Source organism: Streptomyces sp. NPDC048182 (genome assembly GCF_043202555.1).
In the GTDB taxonomy this organism is placed as follows: domain Bacteria; phylum Actinomycetota; class Actinomycetes; order Streptomycetales; family Streptomycetaceae; genus Streptomyces.
Window position 1 is genome coordinate 24,590 of the sequence record NZ_JBIDAQ010000020.1, and the last position, 18,597, is coordinate 43,186.

Annotated in this window: 18 protein-coding genes; 7 read left to right on the plus strand and 11 right to left on the minus strand. The window is 74.9% G+C overall.

The window, feature by feature from the left end; genetic code table 11:
- Positions 1–41: 41 nt before the first annotated feature.
- From moeZ to ACGFZL_RS29710, 7 genes are all read right to left on the minus strand, one after another.
- Positions 42–1,220: an adenylyltransferase/sulfurtransferase MoeZ gene (gene moeZ / locus ACGFZL_RS29680; RefSeq protein WP_355169464.1), complete on the minus strand. Its 1,179-nt coding sequence runs from the start codon at positions 1,218–1,220 to the stop codon at positions 42–44.
- A 63-nt stretch (positions 1,221–1,283) separates the two neighbouring features.
- Entirely contained in the window at positions 1,284–2,036 is a 753-nt protein-coding gene (locus tag ACGFZL_RS29685) for a spherulation-specific family 4 protein (protein WP_393696353.1), read from the minus strand.
- Positions 2,024–3,073, minus strand: a complete 1,050-nt coding sequence (locus ACGFZL_RS29690; protein ID WP_393696355.1) for an NAD-dependent epimerase/dehydratase family protein — start codon at positions 3,071–3,073, stop codon at positions 2,024–2,026. Before ACGFZL_RS29690 ends, ACGFZL_RS29685 begins: the two co-directional genes overlap by 13 nt.
- 135 nt (positions 3,074–3,208) lie before the next feature.
- Positions 3,209–4,516 carry a hypothetical protein gene (locus ACGFZL_RS29695; protein ID WP_393696357.1) on the minus strand — a complete coding sequence of 436 codons (1,308 nt, stop codon included), beginning with the start codon at positions 4,514–4,516 and terminating at the stop codon, positions 3,209–3,211.
- Positions 4,513–6,264, minus strand: a complete 1,752-nt coding sequence (locus tag ACGFZL_RS29700; RefSeq protein ID WP_393696359.1) for a DUF3492 domain-containing protein — start codon at positions 6,262–6,264, stop codon at positions 4,513–4,515. Before ACGFZL_RS29700 ends, ACGFZL_RS29695 begins: the two co-directional genes overlap by 4 nt.
- 198 nt (positions 6,265–6,462) lie before the next feature.
- On the minus strand, positions 6,463–8,007 hold the full coding sequence (locus tag ACGFZL_RS29705; protein WP_393696361.1) for a DUF3152 domain-containing protein: 1,545 nt from the start codon (positions 8,005–8,007) through the stop codon (positions 6,463–6,465).
- An 8-nt stretch (positions 8,008–8,015) separates the two neighbouring features.
- Positions 8,016–9,056, minus strand: coding sequence for an alpha/beta fold hydrolase (locus ACGFZL_RS29710; protein ID WP_393696363.1), 1,041 nt, complete (start codon positions 9,054–9,056; stop codon positions 8,016–8,018).
- 172 nt (positions 9,057–9,228) lie between these two features.
- On the opposite strand from ACGFZL_RS29710, the gene ACGFZL_RS29715 reads away from it, so the two are divergent.
- The 4 genes from ACGFZL_RS29715 (at position 9,229) to ACGFZL_RS29730 (ending at position 11,122) form a co-directional block, all read left to right on the plus strand.
- Positions 9,229–9,450 carry a hypothetical protein gene (locus ACGFZL_RS29715; protein ID WP_393696365.1) on the plus strand — a complete coding sequence of 74 codons (222 nt, stop codon included), beginning with the start codon at positions 9,229–9,231 and terminating at the stop codon, positions 9,448–9,450.
- A gap of 191 nt (positions 9,451–9,641) precedes the next feature.
- Positions 9,642–10,283, plus strand: a complete 642-nt coding sequence (locus ACGFZL_RS29720) for a TetR/AcrR family transcriptional regulator (protein WP_355169448.1) — start codon at positions 9,642–9,644, stop codon at positions 10,281–10,283.
- A 144-nt stretch (positions 10,284–10,427) separates the two neighbouring features.
- On the plus strand, positions 10,428–10,655 hold the full coding sequence (locus ACGFZL_RS29725; protein WP_355169446.1) for a DUF3107 domain-containing protein: 228 nt from the start codon (positions 10,428–10,430) through the stop codon (positions 10,653–10,655).
- A gap of 197 nt (positions 10,656–10,852) precedes the next feature.
- Positions 10,853–11,122 (plus strand): hypothetical protein, encoded by a 270-nt coding sequence (locus ACGFZL_RS29730; protein ID WP_355169444.1) that lies wholly within the window; start codon positions 10,853–10,855, stop codon positions 11,120–11,122.
- Between the two features lie 27 nt (positions 11,123–11,149).
- On the opposite strand, the gene ACGFZL_RS29735 is transcribed toward ACGFZL_RS29730, so the two are convergent.
- Positions 11,150–11,896 (minus strand): ferritin-like fold-containing protein, encoded by a 747-nt coding sequence (locus ACGFZL_RS29735; protein ID WP_393696367.1) that lies wholly within the window; start codon positions 11,894–11,896, stop codon positions 11,150–11,152.
- 550 nt (positions 11,897–12,446) lie between these two features.
- On the opposite strand from ACGFZL_RS29735, the gene ACGFZL_RS29740 reads away from it, so the two are divergent.
- The 3 genes from ACGFZL_RS29740 (at position 12,447) to ACGFZL_RS29750 (ending at position 16,153) form a co-directional block, all read left to right on the plus strand.
- Positions 12,447–14,843 carry a DEAD/DEAH box helicase gene (locus ACGFZL_RS29740; protein ID WP_393696369.1) on the plus strand — a complete coding sequence of 799 codons (2,397 nt, stop codon included), beginning with the start codon at positions 12,447–12,449 and terminating at the stop codon, positions 14,841–14,843.
- A 100-nt stretch (positions 14,844–14,943) separates the two neighbouring features.
- Positions 14,944–15,828 (plus strand): alpha/beta fold hydrolase, encoded by an 885-nt coding sequence (locus ACGFZL_RS29745; protein ID WP_393696371.1) that lies wholly within the window; start codon positions 14,944–14,946, stop codon positions 15,826–15,828.
- Between the two features lie 172 nt (positions 15,829–16,000).
- Entirely contained in the window at positions 16,001–16,153 is a 153-nt protein-coding gene (locus ACGFZL_RS29750) for a hypothetical protein (protein ID WP_355169436.1), read from the plus strand.
- A 98-nt stretch (positions 16,154–16,251) separates the two neighbouring features.
- Here ACGFZL_RS29750 and ACGFZL_RS29755 read toward each other — a convergent pair whose 3' ends face one another.
- From ACGFZL_RS29755 to ACGFZL_RS29765, 3 genes are all read right to left on the minus strand, one after another.
- A complete protein-coding gene (locus ACGFZL_RS29755) occupies positions 16,252–16,857 on the minus strand; it encodes a MarC family protein (protein WP_355169434.1) in 606 nt (201 codons plus the stop codon).
- Between the two features lie 59 nt (positions 16,858–16,916).
- On the minus strand, positions 16,917–17,774 hold the full coding sequence (locus ACGFZL_RS29760) for a PHP domain-containing protein (protein ID WP_393696373.1): 858 nt from the start codon (positions 17,772–17,774) through the stop codon (positions 16,917–16,919).
- Positions 17,775–17,872: 98 nt separating this feature from the next.
- Positions 17,873–18,550 (minus strand): DUF6758 family protein, encoded by a 678-nt coding sequence (locus ACGFZL_RS29765; protein ID WP_393696375.1) that lies wholly within the window; start codon positions 18,548–18,550, stop codon positions 17,873–17,875.
- Between the last annotated feature and the right edge of the window lie 47 nt (positions 18,551–18,597).

Below are 18,597 nucleotides of genomic sequence, written 5' to 3' on the forward strand. Positions count from 1 at the left end.
GCCCCGCCGTGCGGAAAAGTCCGGGAGAGGAGGGACCGGTGTCAGTACACGGGCTTGTCGGGCTCGATCTGGTTGACCCAGCCGATCACGCCGCCACCGACGTGGACGGCGTCGGCGAAGCCGGCCGACTTGAGGACCGCGAGGACCTCCGCACTGCGGACGCCCGTCTTGCAGTTCAGGACGATCTTCTTGTCGTGCGGGAGGCCCTCCAGGGCGGTGCCCATGAGGAACTCGTTCTTCGGGACCAGCCGGGCACCCGGGATGGAGACGATCTCGAACTCGTTCGGCTCGCGGACGTCGATCAGCTCGATGTTCTCGCCGTCGTCGAGCCACTCCTTGAGCTGCTTCGGAGTGATCGTGGAGTCGGCGGCGGCCGCCTGGGCCTCCTCGGACACGACGCCGCAGAAGGCCTCGTAGTCGATGAGCTCGGTGACGGTCGGGTTCTCGCCGCACACCGCGCAGTCGGGGTCCTTGCGGACCTTGACCTGGCGGTACTGCATCTCCAGGGCGTCGTAGATCATCAGGCGGCCGACCAGCGGCTCGCCGATGCCCGCGAGGAGCTTGATGGCCTCGTTGGTCTGGATGGAGCCGATGGACGCGCAGAGCACGCCGAGGACACCGCCCTCGGCGCAGGAGGGGACCATGCCGGGGGGCGGGGGCTCCGGGTAGAGGCACCGGTAGCACGGGCCGTGCTCGGACCAGAAGACGGAGGCCTGGCCGTCGAAGCGGTAGATCGAGCCCCAGACGTAGGGCTTGTTCAGCAGCACGCAGGCGTCGTTGACCAGGTAGCGGGTGGCGAAGTTGTCCGTGCCGTCCACGATCAGGTCGTACTGGCTGAAGATGTCCATCACGTTGTCGGCCTCGAGCCGCTCCTGGTGAAGGACCACGTTCACGTAAGGGTTGATGCCCTTGATGGTGTCCCGGGCGGACTCCGCCTTGGGGCGGCCGATGTCGGCCTGGCTGTGGATGACCTGACGCTGGAGGTTCGACTCGTCGACCTCGTCGAACTCGACGATGCCGAGCGTGCCGACGCCGGCCGCCGCCAGGTACATCAGGGTCGGCGAACCGAGGCCGCCCGCGCCCACGGCGAGCACCTTGGCGTTCTTCAGCCGCTTCTGCCCGTCCATCCCCACGTCGGGGATGATCAGGTGGCGGGAGTACCTGCGGACCTCGTCTACGGTGAGCTCGGGGGCCGGCTCGACCAGGGGTGGCAGCGACACGGGGACTCCGTTGGTCGGTCGATCAGTACGGTTGTTCTCTCCGTAACACTGCCACGCCCTTTTTCATTCCGAGACACCCGTCCCGACCAGCGAGACGATTTCGTCCCAGTAGCCGGGCAGACCCGCCCAGGGGTCGGTCTGGCCGCCCCCGTCGCTGCGGTCGGTGAACCACAGGGTCGCGGCGCCCTGCCAGCGGGCCACGCGCAGTGCCTCCTCCAGGTGTCCGCGGGGCACGCCGTGCACGAGGTGGCAGAAGCGCTCGGGCGGGTGGTCCGCGCTCCACTCGGCGGCCTGGGACCAGCGGTAGTCGCTCCAGGGACCGGAGTAGGTGATCAGCTGGTCCCCGATCTCGGCGTAGCCCGGACAGGGGTGGGTGCCGTGGCCGAGGACGACATGGGCGTCCTCGCGCAGCACGCGCAGCGTGGTGACCACCCGGCGGACGGCGAGGAGGTCGGCCGTGTCGGCGGGGCAGCGGGCGAGGAGGAAGCCGTCGACCCGGTACCAGTCCAGATAGCGGTGGGCCTCGGAGATCAGCGCGCCGAAGCTCCGCTCGCCCCAGGCGGTGTCGAGGCGGCCGAGCACGCGGACGCCCCCGGCGCGCAGGCGGCTCGCCGCCCGGAGGCAGTGCGGGTCGGGCCGGGTGCCGGGGCCGTCGGCGATGTCGAGGACGGCCCAGTCCACCGGGGCTCCGGGACGGGCGATGCGGGCCCATTCGTCGGGGGCGAGGAGGGGGTGGGCCAGGCCCGGGACGCCGAGGCCGCTGCGGCGGGCCGTGCCCGCGGTGACGGCCGGCGCCGCGCCGGTCAGATACGACACGCCGCCTCCATCCAGATGTCGGCGAGCGACTCCTCCAGGGCGATACGGGGCCGCCAGCCCAGCCGGTCCCGGGCGGTGCGCACGTCGGCCTGCTGCCAGCTGCCGCAGCCGTCCGGGTAGGGATGGGCGACGGGGGGCGCGTGGTCGGGGTCGGGGCGGTGCCCGGCGACGTCCGGCCGGTGGTGGCCGAGGGCGTCGGTGCGGTGGTGGCCGAGGGCGTCGAGGCGGTGCCCTGTGGTCTCGGAGCGGGGGTGGCCGATGGCGGGCCGCAGGGCACCGGGCGGGGTGTCGAGTTCGTGCAGGGCCCCGCCGTAGCCGGCCACCCGGGCCAGGGTGGCGGCGGCGTCGCGCAGCCGTACGGCGCGGCCGGAGCCGATGTTGATGACGCCCTGCGCGGCGGAGAGCGAGGCGGCGTGCACGGCGCGGGCCACGTCGCGGACGTCGATGAAGTCGCGCTGGGCGCCGAGGCCGCCGAGCCGCAGCTCGCCGTCGCCTGACTGCATGGCGCGGCGCATGGCCTCGGCGAGCCGGCCCAGCGGTGAGCCGGCCGGGGTGCCGGGACCGGCGGGCGAGAAGACGCGCAGGACGACGGCGTCCAGGCCGGAGCCCAGCACGAGTTCCGTGGCGGCCAGTTTGCTGACGCCGTAGGGGCCGCCGGGGCGGGGCACGGCGTCCTCGGCGGTGGAGGAGCCGGGCTGGCTGGGGCCGTACTCCGAGCTGCACCCGAGCTGCACCAGGCGGGCGCCGCAGCCGCTGCGGCGCAGGGCCTCGCAGACGGTGGCGACGGACACCGTGTTGTGCCGGATGAGGTCCCGGGCGCCGCCGCGGGTGGCGCCCGCGCAGTTGACGACGACGCCGGGATGGACGGCGTCGAGGAAGCGGGTGAGGGCGCCGGGGCTGCCGGTGGCGAGGTCGAAGCGGACATCGGCGTCGTCGCCGCGCCCCAGCGCGGTGAGCTGGACGGCCGGGTCGGCGAGCAGGCGGTCGGCGACGAAGCGGCCGAGGTAGCCGCCGGCTCCGATCAGCAGGACTCTCATCGGGCGGCTCCCGGAGCCGACGCGCCGGATCGGGAGGTGGTCATTCGGGGGCTCCTTGAGGGGTGGGGCGGGGGTTGGGGGTGGGGTGAGGGGGGCGGGGGGGCGGGGGGGGAGCCCCCCCCCAGGGACGCGCGGTCATCGCACCGGCGCCGCCCGACCGCGCCCCGGCGCGTGGGCCGAGGCCCTGGTCAGTCGGCGGCTCGCGTGGCCCAGCAGGAGCAGGGCCCCGGCGCCGCAGGCCGTGGCCGGCACGGCGCCCGGGCCCCCGGCGGCGACGAGGGCCTCCACGGGGGCGGCCAGGAAGCCGCAGCCGGGCAGGCGGCCGGCGAGCAGCGCGGCCAGGGCCGTGGCCTCGGCGGTGGCCGCGGCGGTCAGGACGCGGGCGGGGGCGTGCGGGTGGCCGTGCACGGTGAGCAGGCGGGCCAGCAGGAGCAGGGCGCCGAGGGTGAGGGCCTGGGGCAGGCCGGCGCTCTCGCCGAGGAGCGCGCCGGCCGGCACGAGCAGCGCGGTGAGGGCGGCGAGGTAGAGGGCGAACACGCCGAGCAGCAGGGGGCGTACGGAGGTGGCGAAGTCGGCGAGGCTGCGGCTGGCGGTCAGTCGGTGGCGGGCCCGCGCGGCGAAGAGGTGGGCGCAGACGGCGGCGGGGGCGCAGCCGAGGGCGAGGCCGAGGACCGGGGCGAGGGTGACGGGCCAGTCGCCGTGGGCGGTGCCGTCGGGCAGCCCGTCGGGCCCGCCGCTCAGGACGGCGTCGAGCAGGCCGTCGCCGAGGAGGGCGTAGCCGATGAGCCAGCAGGCCCAGGGGCCGACGAGGCGGGTGCCGGCCTGCAGCGGGCCGTGGCGCAGGAGCGCGCGCAGCGCCAGGGCCACCGCGAGGGCTCCGGTGAGGGCCGCGATCAGGCGTGGGCGGCCGTCGGTGAGGCGCAGCGCGGCCACGGTGGCGGCGCACAGGACGCCCGGCAGCAGGGCGAGCGGCAGCCAGGCGAGGCGGGTCGGTGGCGCGAGCGGGGCCGAGGCGGGGGCGGGGGCGTCGTCGTCGCCGTCGCGAGGCACGCGGGCGAACATCTCCTCCGCGAGGGAGAAGACGTCCCGGTGGCGGAAGCGGGCGGCGGTGCGGTCGGTGACGCCGTGCGCCTCCAGGCCGGCGGCGATCTCCAGGGGGTCGACGGCCCGTTCGCACAGGTCGTGATGGCGGTGCAGCAGCGCCTTGACGGGGTCGGCGGCGGTGCGGCGCACGGGGGCGGACGCCGGTGCCGCTCCCCCCGCCCGGTCGGCACCCCGGGCGCGCGGGCCCTTCGCGGCGGTCGCGTCGTCCTCGCCGCGGCCCCGCTCCTGGAGCCGTCCGCCCACGGACAGCGGCTCACCGGCCTCCTCGCCGCGCCACCCGGCATCGCGCCGCCCGGCACCGCTCCGGGCGGCTCCGTCGGCCCCGTCCACACCGGTCATCGGGCCACCTCGCCGACGGTGGTGGCCGCTGTGGTGGTACGGGCGGCGGTCCCCGGGGTCGCCCAACGCGGGCCGCTCCGCGCGGCGGACGGGGCGGCGGACCGAGCGGCGAGCCAGGCGGCGGGGCCGGTCCAGTGGCCGGGAATGTGGGCCTCGGCCGGGGCGGCGAAGGGCAGGGGCTCGCCGGTGCCGTCGAGGAGGACTCGGCGGACGGGTGTGCGGGCGAGGATCTCCAGGTAAATGCCGTGAAATGCCGCGATGTTCTGTTCGACGGTGAAGAGTTCGAGGGCGCGGGCCCGGGCGGCGGCGCCCAGGCGCGCACGGCGCTCGGGGTCGCGCAGCAGCGCCACGCACGCCTCGGCGAGCGCCCGCGGATTGCGCGGCGGCACGACGAGGCCGGTGCCGCCGATGGCCTCCACCACCGCGCCCGCGTCGGTGGAGACGGTGGGGCGCCCGCACAGCATGGCCTCGACCAGACCGGTCGGGAATCCCTCGACGACGCTGGACAGGACGACCAGGGCGCCCGCGGCGTAGGCGTCGGCCCGGTGCGGGAGGCCGGGGCCGCCGGTCTGCTCGAAGGACACGGGATTGTCCCCGACGGCGTGCGGGCCCTCGGCCTCGTCGGGGAAGAGCTGGGCGGCGAGGTTCCGGCAGTGGGCGAGGTAGGCCGCACCGTCGACACTGTCGGCGCCGTCGGGGGCACCGACGACGCGCAGCCGCGTCCCCGGTTCCGCCCGGCGGATCTCCGCGAAGGCGTGCAGCAGCGAGACGAGGTCCTTGCCGGGCTCGATCCGGCCGACCCAGACCAGGGTGCGCGGGTCCGCGCACTCCGGGGAGCGCGCCGCCTCGGCGAAGGGGGCCGCGTCCAGGCCGGGGTGGACGGTGCGGAGCTTGGCGCGGTCGGCGCCGCAGCGTTCCTGCCAGCGGCGGGCGTGCGCGTCGCCGGGGGTGATCAGGGCGGCCCGCCGGTAGGTCTCGGTGGCCAGTCGGCCGTGGAAGGCGGCGAGCAGGGACCGTGTCGCGGGCGGTGCGGCGGGGTCGGTGAGGTAGTGCGCGCGCAGCCGCACGCCGTACTCGGTCACCAGCAGGGGCACACCGGCGAAGTACCGGGCGAGCAGGCCCGGGAGGGCCGCGCTGCCGCCGGAGGTCGCGTGGCACAGGTCGACCGCGTCGAGGCCGTCGTCCTCGTACCAGTCGAGGGAGAGGGGGCGCAGAGCGCGTTCGAGGCGCGCGGCGACATCGAGCAGCTCCGGCACGCGCGCCTCGCGCGCGGCGCGCTGGGCGCCGGGCGCGCGGCAGGCCCGCTCCAGGGCGCGTACGGCGGTGTCCGAGCGCAGCGCGCCGGGCAGTCCGCCCTTGTCCCGGGCGAGTTCGGCGAGGCCGTACAGCGCGCTGGCGAAACGGTCCTCCTCAAGGGCGGAGCGGCCCGTCGGGTCACCGGCGTGGTCCGCGGGACCGGGCACGCAGAGGGCCGCGGCGAGGTCGGCGTAGTGCTCGGCGAAGCGCCGGCGCGCGCGCCGTCCGTACGCGACCCCGTCGTCCGCCGCGTCCCAGAGGGGAGCGGTCCGCACCCGGCGGACCTGCGGCGGCAGGGGGAGCCGACCGCCGGCCTCCTGGCGCTCGCTGGTGCTGAGGGCGTAGACGTCGAACTCGTGCTGCCCGAGTCCGTGCACGAGCCGGTCGCACCAGGGCCCGGCGTCACCGTTCGGATACGGGTAGCCACCCTCCGCAAGCAGTCCGATGCGCACCCGCGCACCCCCGATCTCCCTTGGGGTGAGCCGCCGTTGGTCCGGCGGCTCGCAGCGGGACGAAGGTATGCGGACCAGACGGTGGCGCGATGGACGGTTGTCCGTCGCACCACCGGAAGGGGTGAAGGGGCGTGACTTTCCCGCGCCGGGCGCGTTGAGGCGCGCCAGATGGGGTGTTCGGTACCGGTGCGGGGCCGGTCAGCCGTTCGGGTAGGCCCAGGGGTTGGGCTTGCAGTCGATGCCGTCGTGGTCGACGAACTTGGTCTGCTGCTGCATGGCGGGGGCGAGTTGGCCGTCCTTGTCGCAGGAGACGTGGTTGTAGCCGATGCGGTGGCCGACCTCGTGGTTGATCAGCATCTGCCGGTAGGGGTAGATGGCGTTGCCGTAGGGCTTGGCGCCCTGGGCCCACCGGTAGGCGTTGATCATGACGCGCTCGGTGGCGGCGGAGTCGCAGGAGACGTTGTCCTCGGTGGTGTCCAGGCCGGACTTGGCGCACCAGTCGGCGGTGGTGCCGGGGCTGGCGAGGGTGATGACGAAGTCGGGGTGCCCGGAGTGGATCCGCTCGAAGGTGCGGGCGCCGCCGTGGGCCCAGCTCCGGTCGTCGTTGAGCGTCTTCTGGACGGCCTCGGCGAAGAGCGCGCCGTCGAGGCCGAGCCCCTGCTCGACGTCCACGCGGTAGGTGTACTTCTGCCCCGCGCCGGGCGCCTTGGCGAAGCCGGGGACGGCGTCGAACCGGCCCGAGCCCTTGAAGGTCGCGCCGAGCGGGTACGTCCGGTGCATCTTCTGGTCGTACGTCAGCGGCGCGGCGAGCTCCGGCTGCGCGGGCGTCGGCCGGTCCTTGCCGCGTGACGCGGGGTCGCGGGCGTCGCGCGCCTGGTCGGTGGCGGACGGCGGCCGTACTCCTTCGTCGTGCCCGTCGGTCACCTGGCCGGCCACGACGATCGCCAGCACGGTGGTGACGGCGGCTGCGACGATGCCGGTGTAGGCACGGCCCTTGCCGCCCCTGGCGGTGGCCTCCTCGTCCGAGAGGCCCGTGCCGCCGCTGCCGTCGGCGCCCGACTCCGTCTCGGCGGCGGGCTGTTCGGGCGTCCGCGCGGGAACGCGGGCGCGGCGCGGGGGGCGGGCCGCGAAGACGTCGTCGTCGGTCTCGCCGCCGAAGGCGTCCAGGTAGTCCTGGCGGGGCCCGGCGGCGGGCCCCTGCCGCTGCCGCGGCAAGCGGGCCGCGGACGGCACCCCCCGACCGGCACCAGCACCACCGTTGGCACCGGCACCACCGTTGGCACCGGGCCTGAACTCGCCCCAGCCACCCCCCGCTTCACGCTGCTCGGGATGCCCGCCCCGCACCCGAGGGACCCCGTGCGTCGGCGTGCCGTCCGGCAGCCGCGGGGTCCCGTGGGCCGGCGTGCCCTCCGGCGCCGTCGTGGGCGGACGACCGGGCGCACCGTGTCCGACCTGCGGGAACCCGTACGCGGGCGTACCGTCCGGCACCTGGGGGCCGGGGCGTCCGGGACCGCCGTGGGCACCTCCGTAGCCGGCGCCGCTCGGTCGGGGACCTCGGCGCCCGGCGGCAGCCGCCCCGGGAACGCCGTACCCGACGGCACCGCGACCGGAAGTCCCCGGCTCGGAGCCCCCGTACCCGGAGTCGCGCTCGTCGCGTGCCGCCGCGGCGGCGGCCGCGCTCTCCGCGTCCCCGGTGGTGCCGGCGGTCCGGGGTGCGGGTCCCCGGCGACTGTGGCGTCCCACGTCGCGCCTCAGCCTCCTATGCCTGTGGTCCGGTCGGTCATGCCTGTGGTCCGGTCGGTGGCCTCGTCGGCGGCCGGCCGGCCGTCGGACGCGAACCGCTCCGTGTCGGCGAGCAGTTCGCGGAACGCCGTGGCCACCGTCTGCGGGTACTCCATCATCGCCACGTGCCCCGCGTCGGGCAGGGTCAGCAGCCGGGAGCCGCGGAAGGCGCGGGCCGCCCGCTGGGCCATGCGGTAGCCGACGAGTTGGTCTCGACCACCGTAGACCAGGAGCGTCGGCGCGAGAACCCGCCCCGCCTGACGCCACAGCCCGTGCTGCCCGCCGAGGGTGTACGCGTTCACGATCCCGCGTGCGGAACGGGCCATCGCGTCCCAGAAGTACGGCAGTTGCAGGCGCCGCTCCATCTCCTCCACGGCGTTGCGGAAGCCCTCCTCGGAGACCTGCGCGGGGTCGCCGTAGCAGAGGGCCGTCACGCCGCGGACGCGCTGTTCGGCGGTCCACTCCTGGGTGTAGCGGGTGAACAGCCGGGCCACTCCGGGCACGGCGAGCAGCCCCGTCGGCACGGCGCTGCGCTGCACCCGGAGTTCGGGCAGCGCGGGCGAGACGAGGGTGAGGGTCCGCACGAGGTCGGGGCGGGCGGCGGCGACGCGGGTGGTGACGGCGCCGCCGAGGGAGTTGCCGAAGAGATGCACGGGGCCCCGGCCGGCCGCGTCGAGGTAGCGGATCACCGCGCGCGCGTGCCCGGTGACGGAGTAGTCGCCGTCGTCCGGCGGCGGCGAGTCGCCGAAGCCCGGCAGGTCGACGGCCTCGCCGTCCACCGTGTCCGCGAGCAGCGGCATGAGGGCCGACCAGTTCTGCGAGGAGCCGCCCAGTCCGTGCACGTACAGCGCGGGCGGGAGCCCGTCGCGCGCCGGCGGCCGTGACCGGACCGTCAGGGTGACGCCGGGCAGGTGCACCGTGCGCAGCCGCTCGCCCTCGGCGACCTTGACGGCCGCGACCTTCGGCAGCACGGTGGCAGGCGGGACGGACGGCAGATCGGTCGAGGACATGCGGGCAATGTTACGAGATGATCACGCGGCGCCCGTATGGCCGCCGTCACACGGCCGCACACCCGGGGGGCGTCGGAATCAGGGGTCTCCTACGCTTCAGGAGTCTCCTACGCTCTGGAAATGGGCACCCGCGTGTCAGCACTGCACCCGTCCCCGATCAAGGGAGCCCGCGATGACCGTCGACCCGACCGACCCCGAGACCTTCGCCGCCGCCGAGCGAGAGCCGGAGGAGGTCGACGTGGAGGCCCCGGACGCCGACGCGGCCGAGCAGCAGGCGGAACTCGCGCCGCGCCGCGACGACCCGCTGACCGAGGCCGACCCGGACCACGCCAACGAGGCCGATCTGGCGGAGCAGGCCAGGGTCGTCTCCCAGGACGAGGACGAATACCGCTGAGCGACGGCTGACGGTGAGCGAGGAGGCGAGCCACACCCTCTGCCCGCCTTGCGAGCTTTTGAAACCTGCTGTGCGGCTATCGCCTCCGTCCGGTCCGTGAAATTCTGCGCTCGCAGCGCGCACACCACGGTTACCGAAAAGTACGATGGCGGCGCGGCGCACACCGCACGAGGACGACTATGGGAGGCGGCGTGACAGCCATCGAGCAGACAGAGGCGGTACGCCCGCGGGGCACACGCCTTCCCCGCCGTGCCCGACGCAACCAGCTGCTGGGCGCCGCACAGGAAGTGTTCGTCGCGCAGGGCTACCACGCGGCGGCGATGGACGACATCGCCGAGCGGGCCGGGGTCAGCAAGCCGGTGCTCTACCAGCACTTCCCGGGCAAGCTCGACCTCTACCTCGCCCTCCTCGACCAGCACTGCGAGGCGCTGATCCAGTCCGTGCGGCAGGCGCTCGCCTCGACGACCGACAACAAGCAGCGCGTGCGGGCGACGATGGACGCCTACTTCGCGTACGTCGAGGACGACGGCGGCGCCTTCCGGCTGGTCTTCGAGTCGGACCTGACGAACGAGCCGGCCGTGCGCGAGCGCGTCGACAAGGTGACGAACGAGTGCGCCGAGGCGATCTGCGAGGTCATCGCGGAGGACACCGGCCTGTCCCGCGCGGAGTCGATGCTGCTGGCCTCCGGCCTCGGCGGCCTCGCCCAGGTGGTCGCCCGCGCCTGGCTGCACAGCGACCGCAGCGTGCCCCGCGACCAGGCGGTGCAGCTGCTGACCTCGCTGGCCTGGCGCGGCATCGCCGGGTTCCCGCTGCACGGCAACGAACAGCACTGAGCCCGGGGCGGGTCCCCCGCATTCCCGCCGGCTGTTCGCTCCTGGCGTGCACCGAGTGCCGTCCCGCGTCCCCTCACCGGGCTAATGTGTGCTGGTACGGGCGCGGGAAGTCGCGCATTTCATGACCGTCGGAGGGACATAGCCGTGGAGGTCAAGATCGGCGTGCAGCACGCGCCCCGCGAGATCGTTCTGGAGAGCGGTCAGAGCGCGGACGAGGTCGAGCGCGTGGTGAGCGAGGCGCTGGCCGGCAAGGCGCAGCTGCTGAGCCTCGTGGACGAGCACGGCCGCAAGGTCCTCGTCCCGGCCGACCGTCTCGCCTACGTCGAGATCGGCGAGCCGGCCCCCCGCAAGGTGGGCTTCGGGGCGCTCTGACGGAGCGGAACCGACAGCGAGGACCCGGCGGACGATCCGCCGGGTCCTCGTCGTTTCAGCCGCGCCCTCGTCGTTTCAGCCGCACCTTCGCCGTTTCGGCCGGACTCTCGTCGTTTCGGAGGATTTCGTTCCGCAGGTCAGGGGTAAGACGACCAAGACCGTTTCGGGCAGGCCAACCGCGTGGGAGGGACCCCGACATGCTCTTGGAAGCGATCAGCGCCGCGATCCTCGGTTTCACCCTGGCCTGGGCCGCCGCCCACAGCCTGCCGCACCGCCTGCCCGACCGGGTCCTGGTCCTGCCCACCGGCGTCGCCGGCGCCCTCTTCGGCGCCTTCGTCACGCACACCGCGCTCGGCTCCGGCGGCCTGCTCCTGCCCCTGCTGGGCGCGGCGGCCGTCTCGTCGGCGTCGCTGTCGCTGCTGCTGCGCCCCGCGGGCCGGGTCCGCCGCCGGTCGGTGACCGCCTGACCGGCAGCGGTGCCCCGCCGGCGGTGTCTAGGCGGCCAGCCCCAGCGCCGCCATCCGCTTGGTGTGCGCCTCGGTGATCCGGGAGAACATCCGGCCCACCTCGGCCAGGTCGAAGCCGTCCGCGACCCCGCCGACCAGCATCGTCGACAGCGCGTCCCGGTCGGCCACCACCCGCTGGGACTGCGACAGGGCCTCGCCCATCAGCCGCCGCGCCCACAGCGCCAGCCGCCCGCCGACCCGCGGCTCCGCGTCGATGGCCGCCCGCACCTTCTCCACCGCGAAGCCGGCGTGCCCGGTGTCGTCCAGGACGGCGAGCACCAGCTCGCGGGTGTCGGTGTCCAGGCGCGCGGCGACCTCCCGGTAGAAGTCGCTGGCGATCGAGTCGCCGACGTACGCCTTGACCAGGCCCTCCAGCCAGTCGGAGGGGGCCGTCTGCTTGTGGAAGGCGTCGTACGCGGCCACGAACGGCTCCATCGCGGCGGTCGGCTCCTCGCCGATCGAGGCGAGCCGGTCGCGCAGCCGCTCGAAGTGGTGGAACTCCGCCGACGCCATCTTGGCCAGCTCCGCCTTGTCCGCCAGCGTGGGCGCCAGCTTGGCGTCCTCCGCGAGCCGCTCGAACGCCGCCAGCTCGCCGTAGGCGAGCGCGCCGAGCAGGTCCACCACCGCGGCGCGGTACTGCGGGTCGGCCGCCGCCGACGCCCAGTCCCGGGCGGCGACCGAGGTGGTCTCGGCGGGGGCGTCTGCGGTGTTGCCAGGCGTGTCAGAGCTCGTCATGCAGCGCACAATAGCCCGCCGGCCGAGGCGGCCGGGGCGCCGGTCGGGGCGGGCGCGGGCAGGTTGCGGGAGGGGGGTGGGCGGGGTGTGGGCGATGTGACACCGGATACGTCGGCTCACCGGCCCTCGCATGTGCGCGAATCCGGGGTATGGTGGTAATGCGCCTGCCGAGTAGGTGACGAACAGCCGCGTACGCGTACGTGGCTCACCTCGTCGGGGCGCACGCATGAGGATGCCCGGTCGGTGGCCCGATCGGCTCCGACCCGACAGCCCTCCTGCCGCACGCCACGCCGTGTGCGGATCCCCGGAGGGGACCCTCAGTGGTACGAGCGCTAGAGCGTCGGCAGAGGTCCCGTGTCCCGCGGCTCGCCGTACGGCATCCGTACGTCCCGTTCCCGCACGATCCGGCACGACCCCCGCGCTCGCCTCGCACCGCGCACACAGAAGAGGCAGCACCCTGACTACGACGTTCCGATCCCTCGGGATCCTCCCCGAGACCGCCGAAGCCCTCGAGGCCGTCGGCATCGTCAACCCGTTCCCCATCCAGGAGATGACCCTCCCCGTCGCCCTCTCCGGCACGGACGTCATCGGCCAGGCCAAGACCGGCACCGGCAAGACGCTGGGCTTCGGTCTGCCGCTCCTGGAGCGCGTCACCGTCCCCGCCGACGTCGAGGCCGGCCGCGCCGCGCCCGACGCGCTGACCGACGCCCCGCAGGCCCTCGTCGTCGTCCCGACGCGCGAGCTGTGCCAGCAGGTCACCAACGACCTGCTCACCGCCGGCAAGGTGCGCAATGTGCGCGTCCTCGCGATCTACGGCGGCCGTGCCTACGAGCCCCAGGTGGAGGCCCTGCAGAAGGGCGTCGACGTGGTCGTCGGCACCCCGGGCCGGCTGCTCGACCTGGCCGGCCAGAAGAAGCTGAACCTGAAGCACGTCAGGTGCCTGGTCCTGGACGAGGCCGACGAGATGCTCGACCTGGGCTTCCTGCCCGACGTCGAGAAGATCGTGGGCATGCTCCCGGTCCGGCGGCAGACCATGCTGTTCTCGGCGACCATGCCGGGCGCGGTCATCGGCCTCGCCCGCCGGTACATGTCGCAGCCCACGCACATCCGCGCCACCTCGCCGGACGGCGAGGGCGCGACGGTCGCGAACACCACGCAGTTCGTCTACCGCGCGCACAACATGGACAAGCCCGAGATGGTCGCGCGCATCCTCCAGGCCGAGGGCCGCGGTCTGTGCATGGTCTTCTGCCGCACCAAGCGCACCGCCGCCGACCTCGCCGACCAGCTCAAGCAGCGCGGCTTCGCCTCCGGCGCGGTCCACGGCGACCTCGGCCAGGGCGCCCGCGAGCAGGCGCTGCGCGCCTTCCGCAACGGCAAGGTCGACGTGCTGGTCTGCACCGACGTGGCCGCCCGCGGCATCGACGTCGGCGGCGTGACCCACGTCATCAACTACCAGTCGCCGGAGGAGGAGAAGACCTACCTCCACCGCATCGGCCGCACCGGCCGCGCGGGCGCCAAGGGCACCGCGATCACGCTGGTCGACTGGGACGACATCCCGCGCTGGCAGCTGATCAACAAGGCGCTGCAGCTGGACTTCGCCGACCCGCCGGAGACGTACTCCACCTCCCCGCACTTCTACACCGACCTGGGCATCCCCGCGGGCACCAAGGGCATCCTGCCGCGCTCGGAGCGCACCCGCGCCGGGCTCGACGCGGAGGAGCTGGAGGACCTGGGCGAGCCGGGCGGGCGCGCCGGCCGCGGTCGCGGCGGCCGGGACGAGGGCCGGTCCGCCGGCCGCGAGCGTCCGGCGCGTACGCCGCGCAGCCGCCGCCGCACCCGGGGTGGCGAGTCGGTCGGCTCCGAGGGCACCGCGCCCACGCCGGTGACCGAGGGCGCGGAGGGCGTCGCCGACGCCGGCGACCGCCCCCGCACGCCGCGCCGCCGGCGCCGTACGCGCGCCGGTGAGCCGTCCCGTACGCCGGTGACGCCGCAGGGCGACACCGCCGTCGAGGCGCCGGCGCCCGAGATCGTGGAGACCGCCGCACCGGCGGAGGCCGCCGTCGCCGAGGCCCCGGCCAAGCCGCGCCGCCGCCGGACCCGCAGGCCGGCCGAGGCAGCCGTGACGCCGGTGGCCGGGCCGGTCGTCGTGGCGGCCACGGCCCCCGTCGTGGAGACCCCGGCCCCGGTCGCCGAGGCTCCGGTGGTGGCCGAGCCCGCCCCGGAGAAGCCGCGTCGCCGCACCCGCAAGACCGCCGTGGCCGCCGAGCCGGTGGCCGCCGAGCCCGCGACCGCCCCGGCGGAGGCCGTCGTGGCCGTCGAGACCGCGGAGCCGGCCGTCAAGCCGCGCCGCACCCGCAAGACCGCGGCGGCCAAGGCCGCGGAGGTGGCCGAGGCCGCCGAAGCCGCCGTCGCCGTCGTGGAGGAGGCGAAGCCCAAGGCCCGCCGCACCCGCAAGGCCGTGGCCGCCGAGCCCGCCGTGGCCACCGCCGAGATCCCGGCGCAGGCCGAGCCGGAGGCGGCGGAGACCAAGCCGCGCCGTACGCGCAAGACGGCCGCGGCGAAGGCGGCCGAGGCCGCGGAGGCCGCCGTCGCCACCGTCGAGGAGGCCAAGCCCAAGGCACGCCGCACCCGCAAGGCAGCCGTGCCGGCCGTGGCAGCCGTGGCCACCGAGCCCGCCCCGGTCGCCGGGTCGGAGCCGGAGGTCGCCGAGGCCAAGCCGCGCCGGACGCGCAAGACCGCGGCGGCGAAGGCGGCCGAGGCCGCGGAGGCCGCCGTCGCCACCGTCGAGGAGGCCAAGCCCAAGGCCCGCCGCACCCGCAAGGCCGCCGTGGCCGCCGAGCCCGCCGTGGCCACCGCCGAGATCCCGGCGCAGGCCACGCAGGAGCCGGAGGCCAAGCCGCGCCGCACCCGCAAGGCCGCGGCGGCCCCGGAGCCCACCGAGGGCTGATCCGCACCGCGCACGACGCCGCCGGCCCGGCCCCCCTTCCCAGGAGGGGGTCCGGGCCGGCGGCGTCCGGCTCTCCAGTGCCGCCCGATACGCTCTGCCCGTGAGCCAGAACGCCGCCTTCACCCCGCCCCCCGGCGCCCGCGCGTACCGGCTGCGCACCGCGCGCGGGGAGTTCGCCGTCGTCGACTCGCCCGCCGCCGACGGGGTCACCGGCCGCGGCACGGTGCTGATGCTGCCCGGCTTCACCGGCAGCAAGGAGGACTTCACCCTGCTGCACGAGCCGCTCGCGGCCCGCGGCTACCGCACGGTCGCCGTGGACGGCCGGGGCCAGTACGAGACGCCCGGCCCCGAGCACGACGAGGCCGCCTACGCGCAGCCCGAACTGGCCCGCGACGCCCTCGCGCAGGCCGCCGCCCTGGACGCCGGGCCGCTCCATCTGCTCGGGCACTCCCTGGGCGGCCAGATCGCCCGGGCGGCCGTGCTGCTCGACCCCGCCCCCTTCGTCTCCCTGACGCTGATGTCCTCGGGCCCGGCGCAGATCTCGGTCTCCCAGCAGCAGCGCGTGAAGCTGCTGCGCGACGCGCTCGACACGCTGACGATGGCGCAGGTCTGGGAGGTCATCTCGGCGATGGGCCCGCCCGAGGAGGTCGGCGGTCCCGCCCGCAGCCCCTTCGAGCGGCACCGGCTGCGCGAGCGCTGGCTGGGCACCGCGCCCGCCCAGCTCATCGCCACCGGCCGCCTGCTGTGCACCGAGCCGGACCGGGTCGCCGAGCTGGCCGCGGTGCCGCTGCCCTTCCACGTGCTGTCCGGCGCGTACGACGACACCTGGCCGGTGCCGCTCCTGGACGAGATGGCGCTGCGGCTCGGGGCGCGCCGCACGGTGATCGAGGGCGCCGAGCACTCCCCCAACACCGACCGCCCGCTGCCCACGGCCGAGGCGTTCGCCGACTTCTGGGACGGCGTGCCCATGGAAGCCGCCGGCTAGTACTGCCCCTGGAGGAGGCCCTCGGCGTCCAGGTCGAAGGCGCGGCGGTCCTCGGTCCCGCTCGGACACCTTACCGGTCAGTAATTAGCCGTTCGAAAAATTTCTTTAGCGTAGGGAATGTTTGTAACACGAGGCCGGTTGACTGAGACAGCACCAGATGAAGGGAGAGGCCATGCGCTTTGAAGTCATGCGACTCGACGACGTCGACGGGACGCCCGTGGACACCACTGTTGTGGACGCCGCCTCCGTGAACCGTATCGTCCAGCAGGCCGCCGCCATCGGGCAGCGCCTCTGGATCCGCCCCGCCGACTCCTCGGCCGCCTGACGCCAGGCACCGGGCGCACGACCCATATGTATGCGCAGGCCCCCCGCACGAACGCCGTGCGGGGGGCCTTGTCGTGCTCGGTGTTCCGTGGAACCCGGTCAGGCGTTCTGGATCACCTGCGTGACGCCGTTGATGATCTGCTGCACGGCGATGGCCGAGAGCATCATGCCGGCCAGGCGGGTCACCAGGACCACGCCGCCGTCCTTGATGACGCGGATGATCAGCAGCGAGTACCGCATCACCAGCCACAGCACCACGTGGATGGCGAGGATCGCCGCCCACACCGAGACCTGCGAGGCCACGCCGTCGGCCTTCTGCACCGCCAGGATCACGGAGACGATCGCCCCGGGCCCGGCGAGCAGCGGCATGCCGAGCGGGACCAGGGCGACGTTGACGTCCTTGGTCTGCTTGGGCTCGTCGGTCTTGCCGGTGAGCAGGTCGAGGGCGATCAGCAGGAGCAGCAGCCCGCCGGCGATCATCAGCGCGGGCACCGAGACGTGCAGGTAGTCGAGGATCTGGTGCCCGAGCAGCCCGAAGACGGTGATGACACCGCCGGCCACGCAGACCGCCTGGAGGGCCATGTGCCGCTGCACCTTGGCGGGGCGGCCGGAGGTGAGCGCGATGAAGATCGGGGTGATCCCAGGGGGATCCATGATCACGAACAGGGTGAGGAAGAGGGAGCCGAAGACGGCGACGTCGAACATGGGTGAGCTACTGGCCTTGCGGGAGGTGGGGAAGAGGGGAAGGACTGCGGGAGCGGGGGTCAGGCTCCGCCGGCCCCCGGCACGGGGAACGCGCCGAATGCCCGCCGGGTGATCTCCCCGTACACCTCGGGGTCCGTGGTGTACTCGCCGAGCGCGCAGGCCTTGCGGCTGCCGTGGTAGTCGCTGGAGCCGGTCACGAGCAGGCCGAGGTCGGCGGCGAGTCCGCGCAGCCGGGCGCGGGTGTCCGCGTCGTGGTCCATGTGGTCGACCTCGATGCCGTCGAGCCCGGCACCGGCCAGCTCGGCGATGGCGGACTCCGGCACGGTGCGGCCCCGCTTGGCGGCGGCCGGGTGGGCGAAGACGGTGACGCCGCCCGCGGCCTTGACCAGCCGGACCGCCTCGAAGGGGTCGGTCTCGTGCTTCGCCACGTGGGCACGGCCGCCGTCGGCCAGCCAGTCCTCGGTGAAGGCGTCGCCGACGCTCGGCACGACGCCCAGTTCGACCAGGGCGGAGGCGACGTGCGGGCGGCCCACCGAGCCGTCGCCGGCGATCCGGGCGACCTGCTCCCAGGTGACGGGCACGCCGAGGTCGTTGAGGCGGGCGACCATCGCGCGGGCCCGCGGCACCCGGTCGTCCCGGACCAGCTCGCGCTCGGCGAGCAGCGCGGGCTCCTCGGGGTCGAAGAGGTAGGCAAGGAGGTGCATGCTGACGCCATCGAGGCGGCAGGACAGCTCGGCGCCGGTGACCAGGATGAGCCCCTCGGGCAGCGCGGCGAGCGCCTCGGCGTGCCCGCGGGTGGTGTCGTGGTCGGTCAGCGCGACGACGTCGAGCCCGGCCGCGGCGGCCTTGGCGACCAGGACCGCCGGGGTGTCCGTGCCGTCGGACGCGGTGGAGTGGGTGTGCAGGTCGATGCGCACGACGCGGACTCCAAGCGGTGACGGGGGCGGACGGGGACGCTCCAGGATAACCGGAGTCCCTGCTGCTCCATGTCACACCCGCAGCCGCCCTGAGCCCCCTACCCTTCCGGGAGCCCCCGCTCCCCCCGCGGCCCCTCCGGGCGCATCAGCCGCGGTGACAGCGCCCCGCACGGCACCAGGTCCAGCTCGGCACCCGCCTCGCGCAGGTCGGCGAGGACCAGCTCCTCGTACATGAGCAGCCCCGACGGCTCGGGCCACACGATCGCCCAGACCCACATGCCGAGCGCCTCGCCGGCGAAGACGGCCCGGTCGACCGGGGCGCCGGAGACGTGCCAGAGCGGGGTGGGGCGGCCCGCGGCCAGGACCTTGGCCTGCGGGGGCTTCTCCACGTCCAGGTAGGGGCCGGGGTCGGGCGCGTCGATGCCCGCGTACCAGGCGCCGAGGCCGACGCCGAGTTCCTCGGCGACCAGGATCAGCTCACCCGCGCCGCCCAGCGGGCCGGGGCCCGAGCAGGCGACCGCGGTCGCCCGGCCGCCGCCCCGGTCGTCGCCCGCGCTGGCCACGCCGGTGAACAGCCAGCCGACCGGCAGCGGCCACGGCATCCACACCGGCACCCGCGCCCGGTGCACCACCACGCCGAGCGCCTCGACGCTGGGCGGGACCACGGGCTGGAGCGGATGGACGGTGCCGTGCACATCGCACTGCCAGGAATCGGCGAAGAGGCCGGGAGCCCTGACCCGGCCACCGCATTTCGGGCAACTGGGTTCGCCCCTCATAGAGCCCCACGGTCCTACCCGCACCGGCCCGCGTCAAGGACGATCAC

Excerpts from the sequence above, each read along its gene's own strand:
- ACGFZL_RS29690 (WP_393696355.1), bottom strand. The coding sequence starts at position 3,073 with ATGAGAGTCCTGCTGATCGGAGCCGGCGGCTACCTCGGCCGCTTCGTC.
- ACGFZL_RS29750 (WP_355169436.1), top strand. The coding sequence starts at position 16,001 with ATGCGCTTTGAAGTCATGCGACTCGACGACGTCGACGGGACGCCCGTG.
- ACGFZL_RS29740 (WP_393696369.1), top strand. The coding sequence starts at position 12,447 with ATGACCCTCCCCGTCGCCCTCTCCGGCACGGACGTCATCGGCCAGGCC.
- ACGFZL_RS29710 (WP_393696363.1), bottom strand. The coding sequence starts at position 9,056 with ATGTCCTCGACCGATCTGCCGTCCGTCCCGCCTGCCACCGTGCTGCCG.
- ACGFZL_RS29730 (WP_355169444.1), top strand. The coding sequence starts at position 10,853 with ATGCTCTTGGAAGCGATCAGCGCCGCGATCCTCGGTTTCACCCTGGCC.
- ACGFZL_RS29765 (WP_393696375.1), bottom strand. The coding sequence starts at position 18,550 with ATGAGGGGCGAACCCAGTTGCCCGAAATGCGGTGGCCGGGTCAGGGCT.
- ACGFZL_RS29755 (WP_355169434.1), bottom strand. The coding sequence starts at position 16,857 with ATGTTCGACGTCGCCGTCTTCGGCTCCCTCTTCCTCACCCTGTTCGTG.
- ACGFZL_RS29715 (WP_393696365.1), top strand. The coding sequence starts at position 9,229 with ATGACCGTCGACCCGACCGACCCCGAGACCTTCGCCGCCGCCGAGCGA.
- ACGFZL_RS29695 (WP_393696357.1), bottom strand. The coding sequence starts at position 4,516 with ATGACCGGTGTGGACGGGGCCGACGGAGCCGCCCGGAGCGGTGCCGGG.
- ACGFZL_RS29735 (WP_393696367.1), bottom strand. The coding sequence starts at position 11,896 with ATGACGAGCTCTGACACGCCTGGCAACACCGCAGACGCCCCCGCCGAG.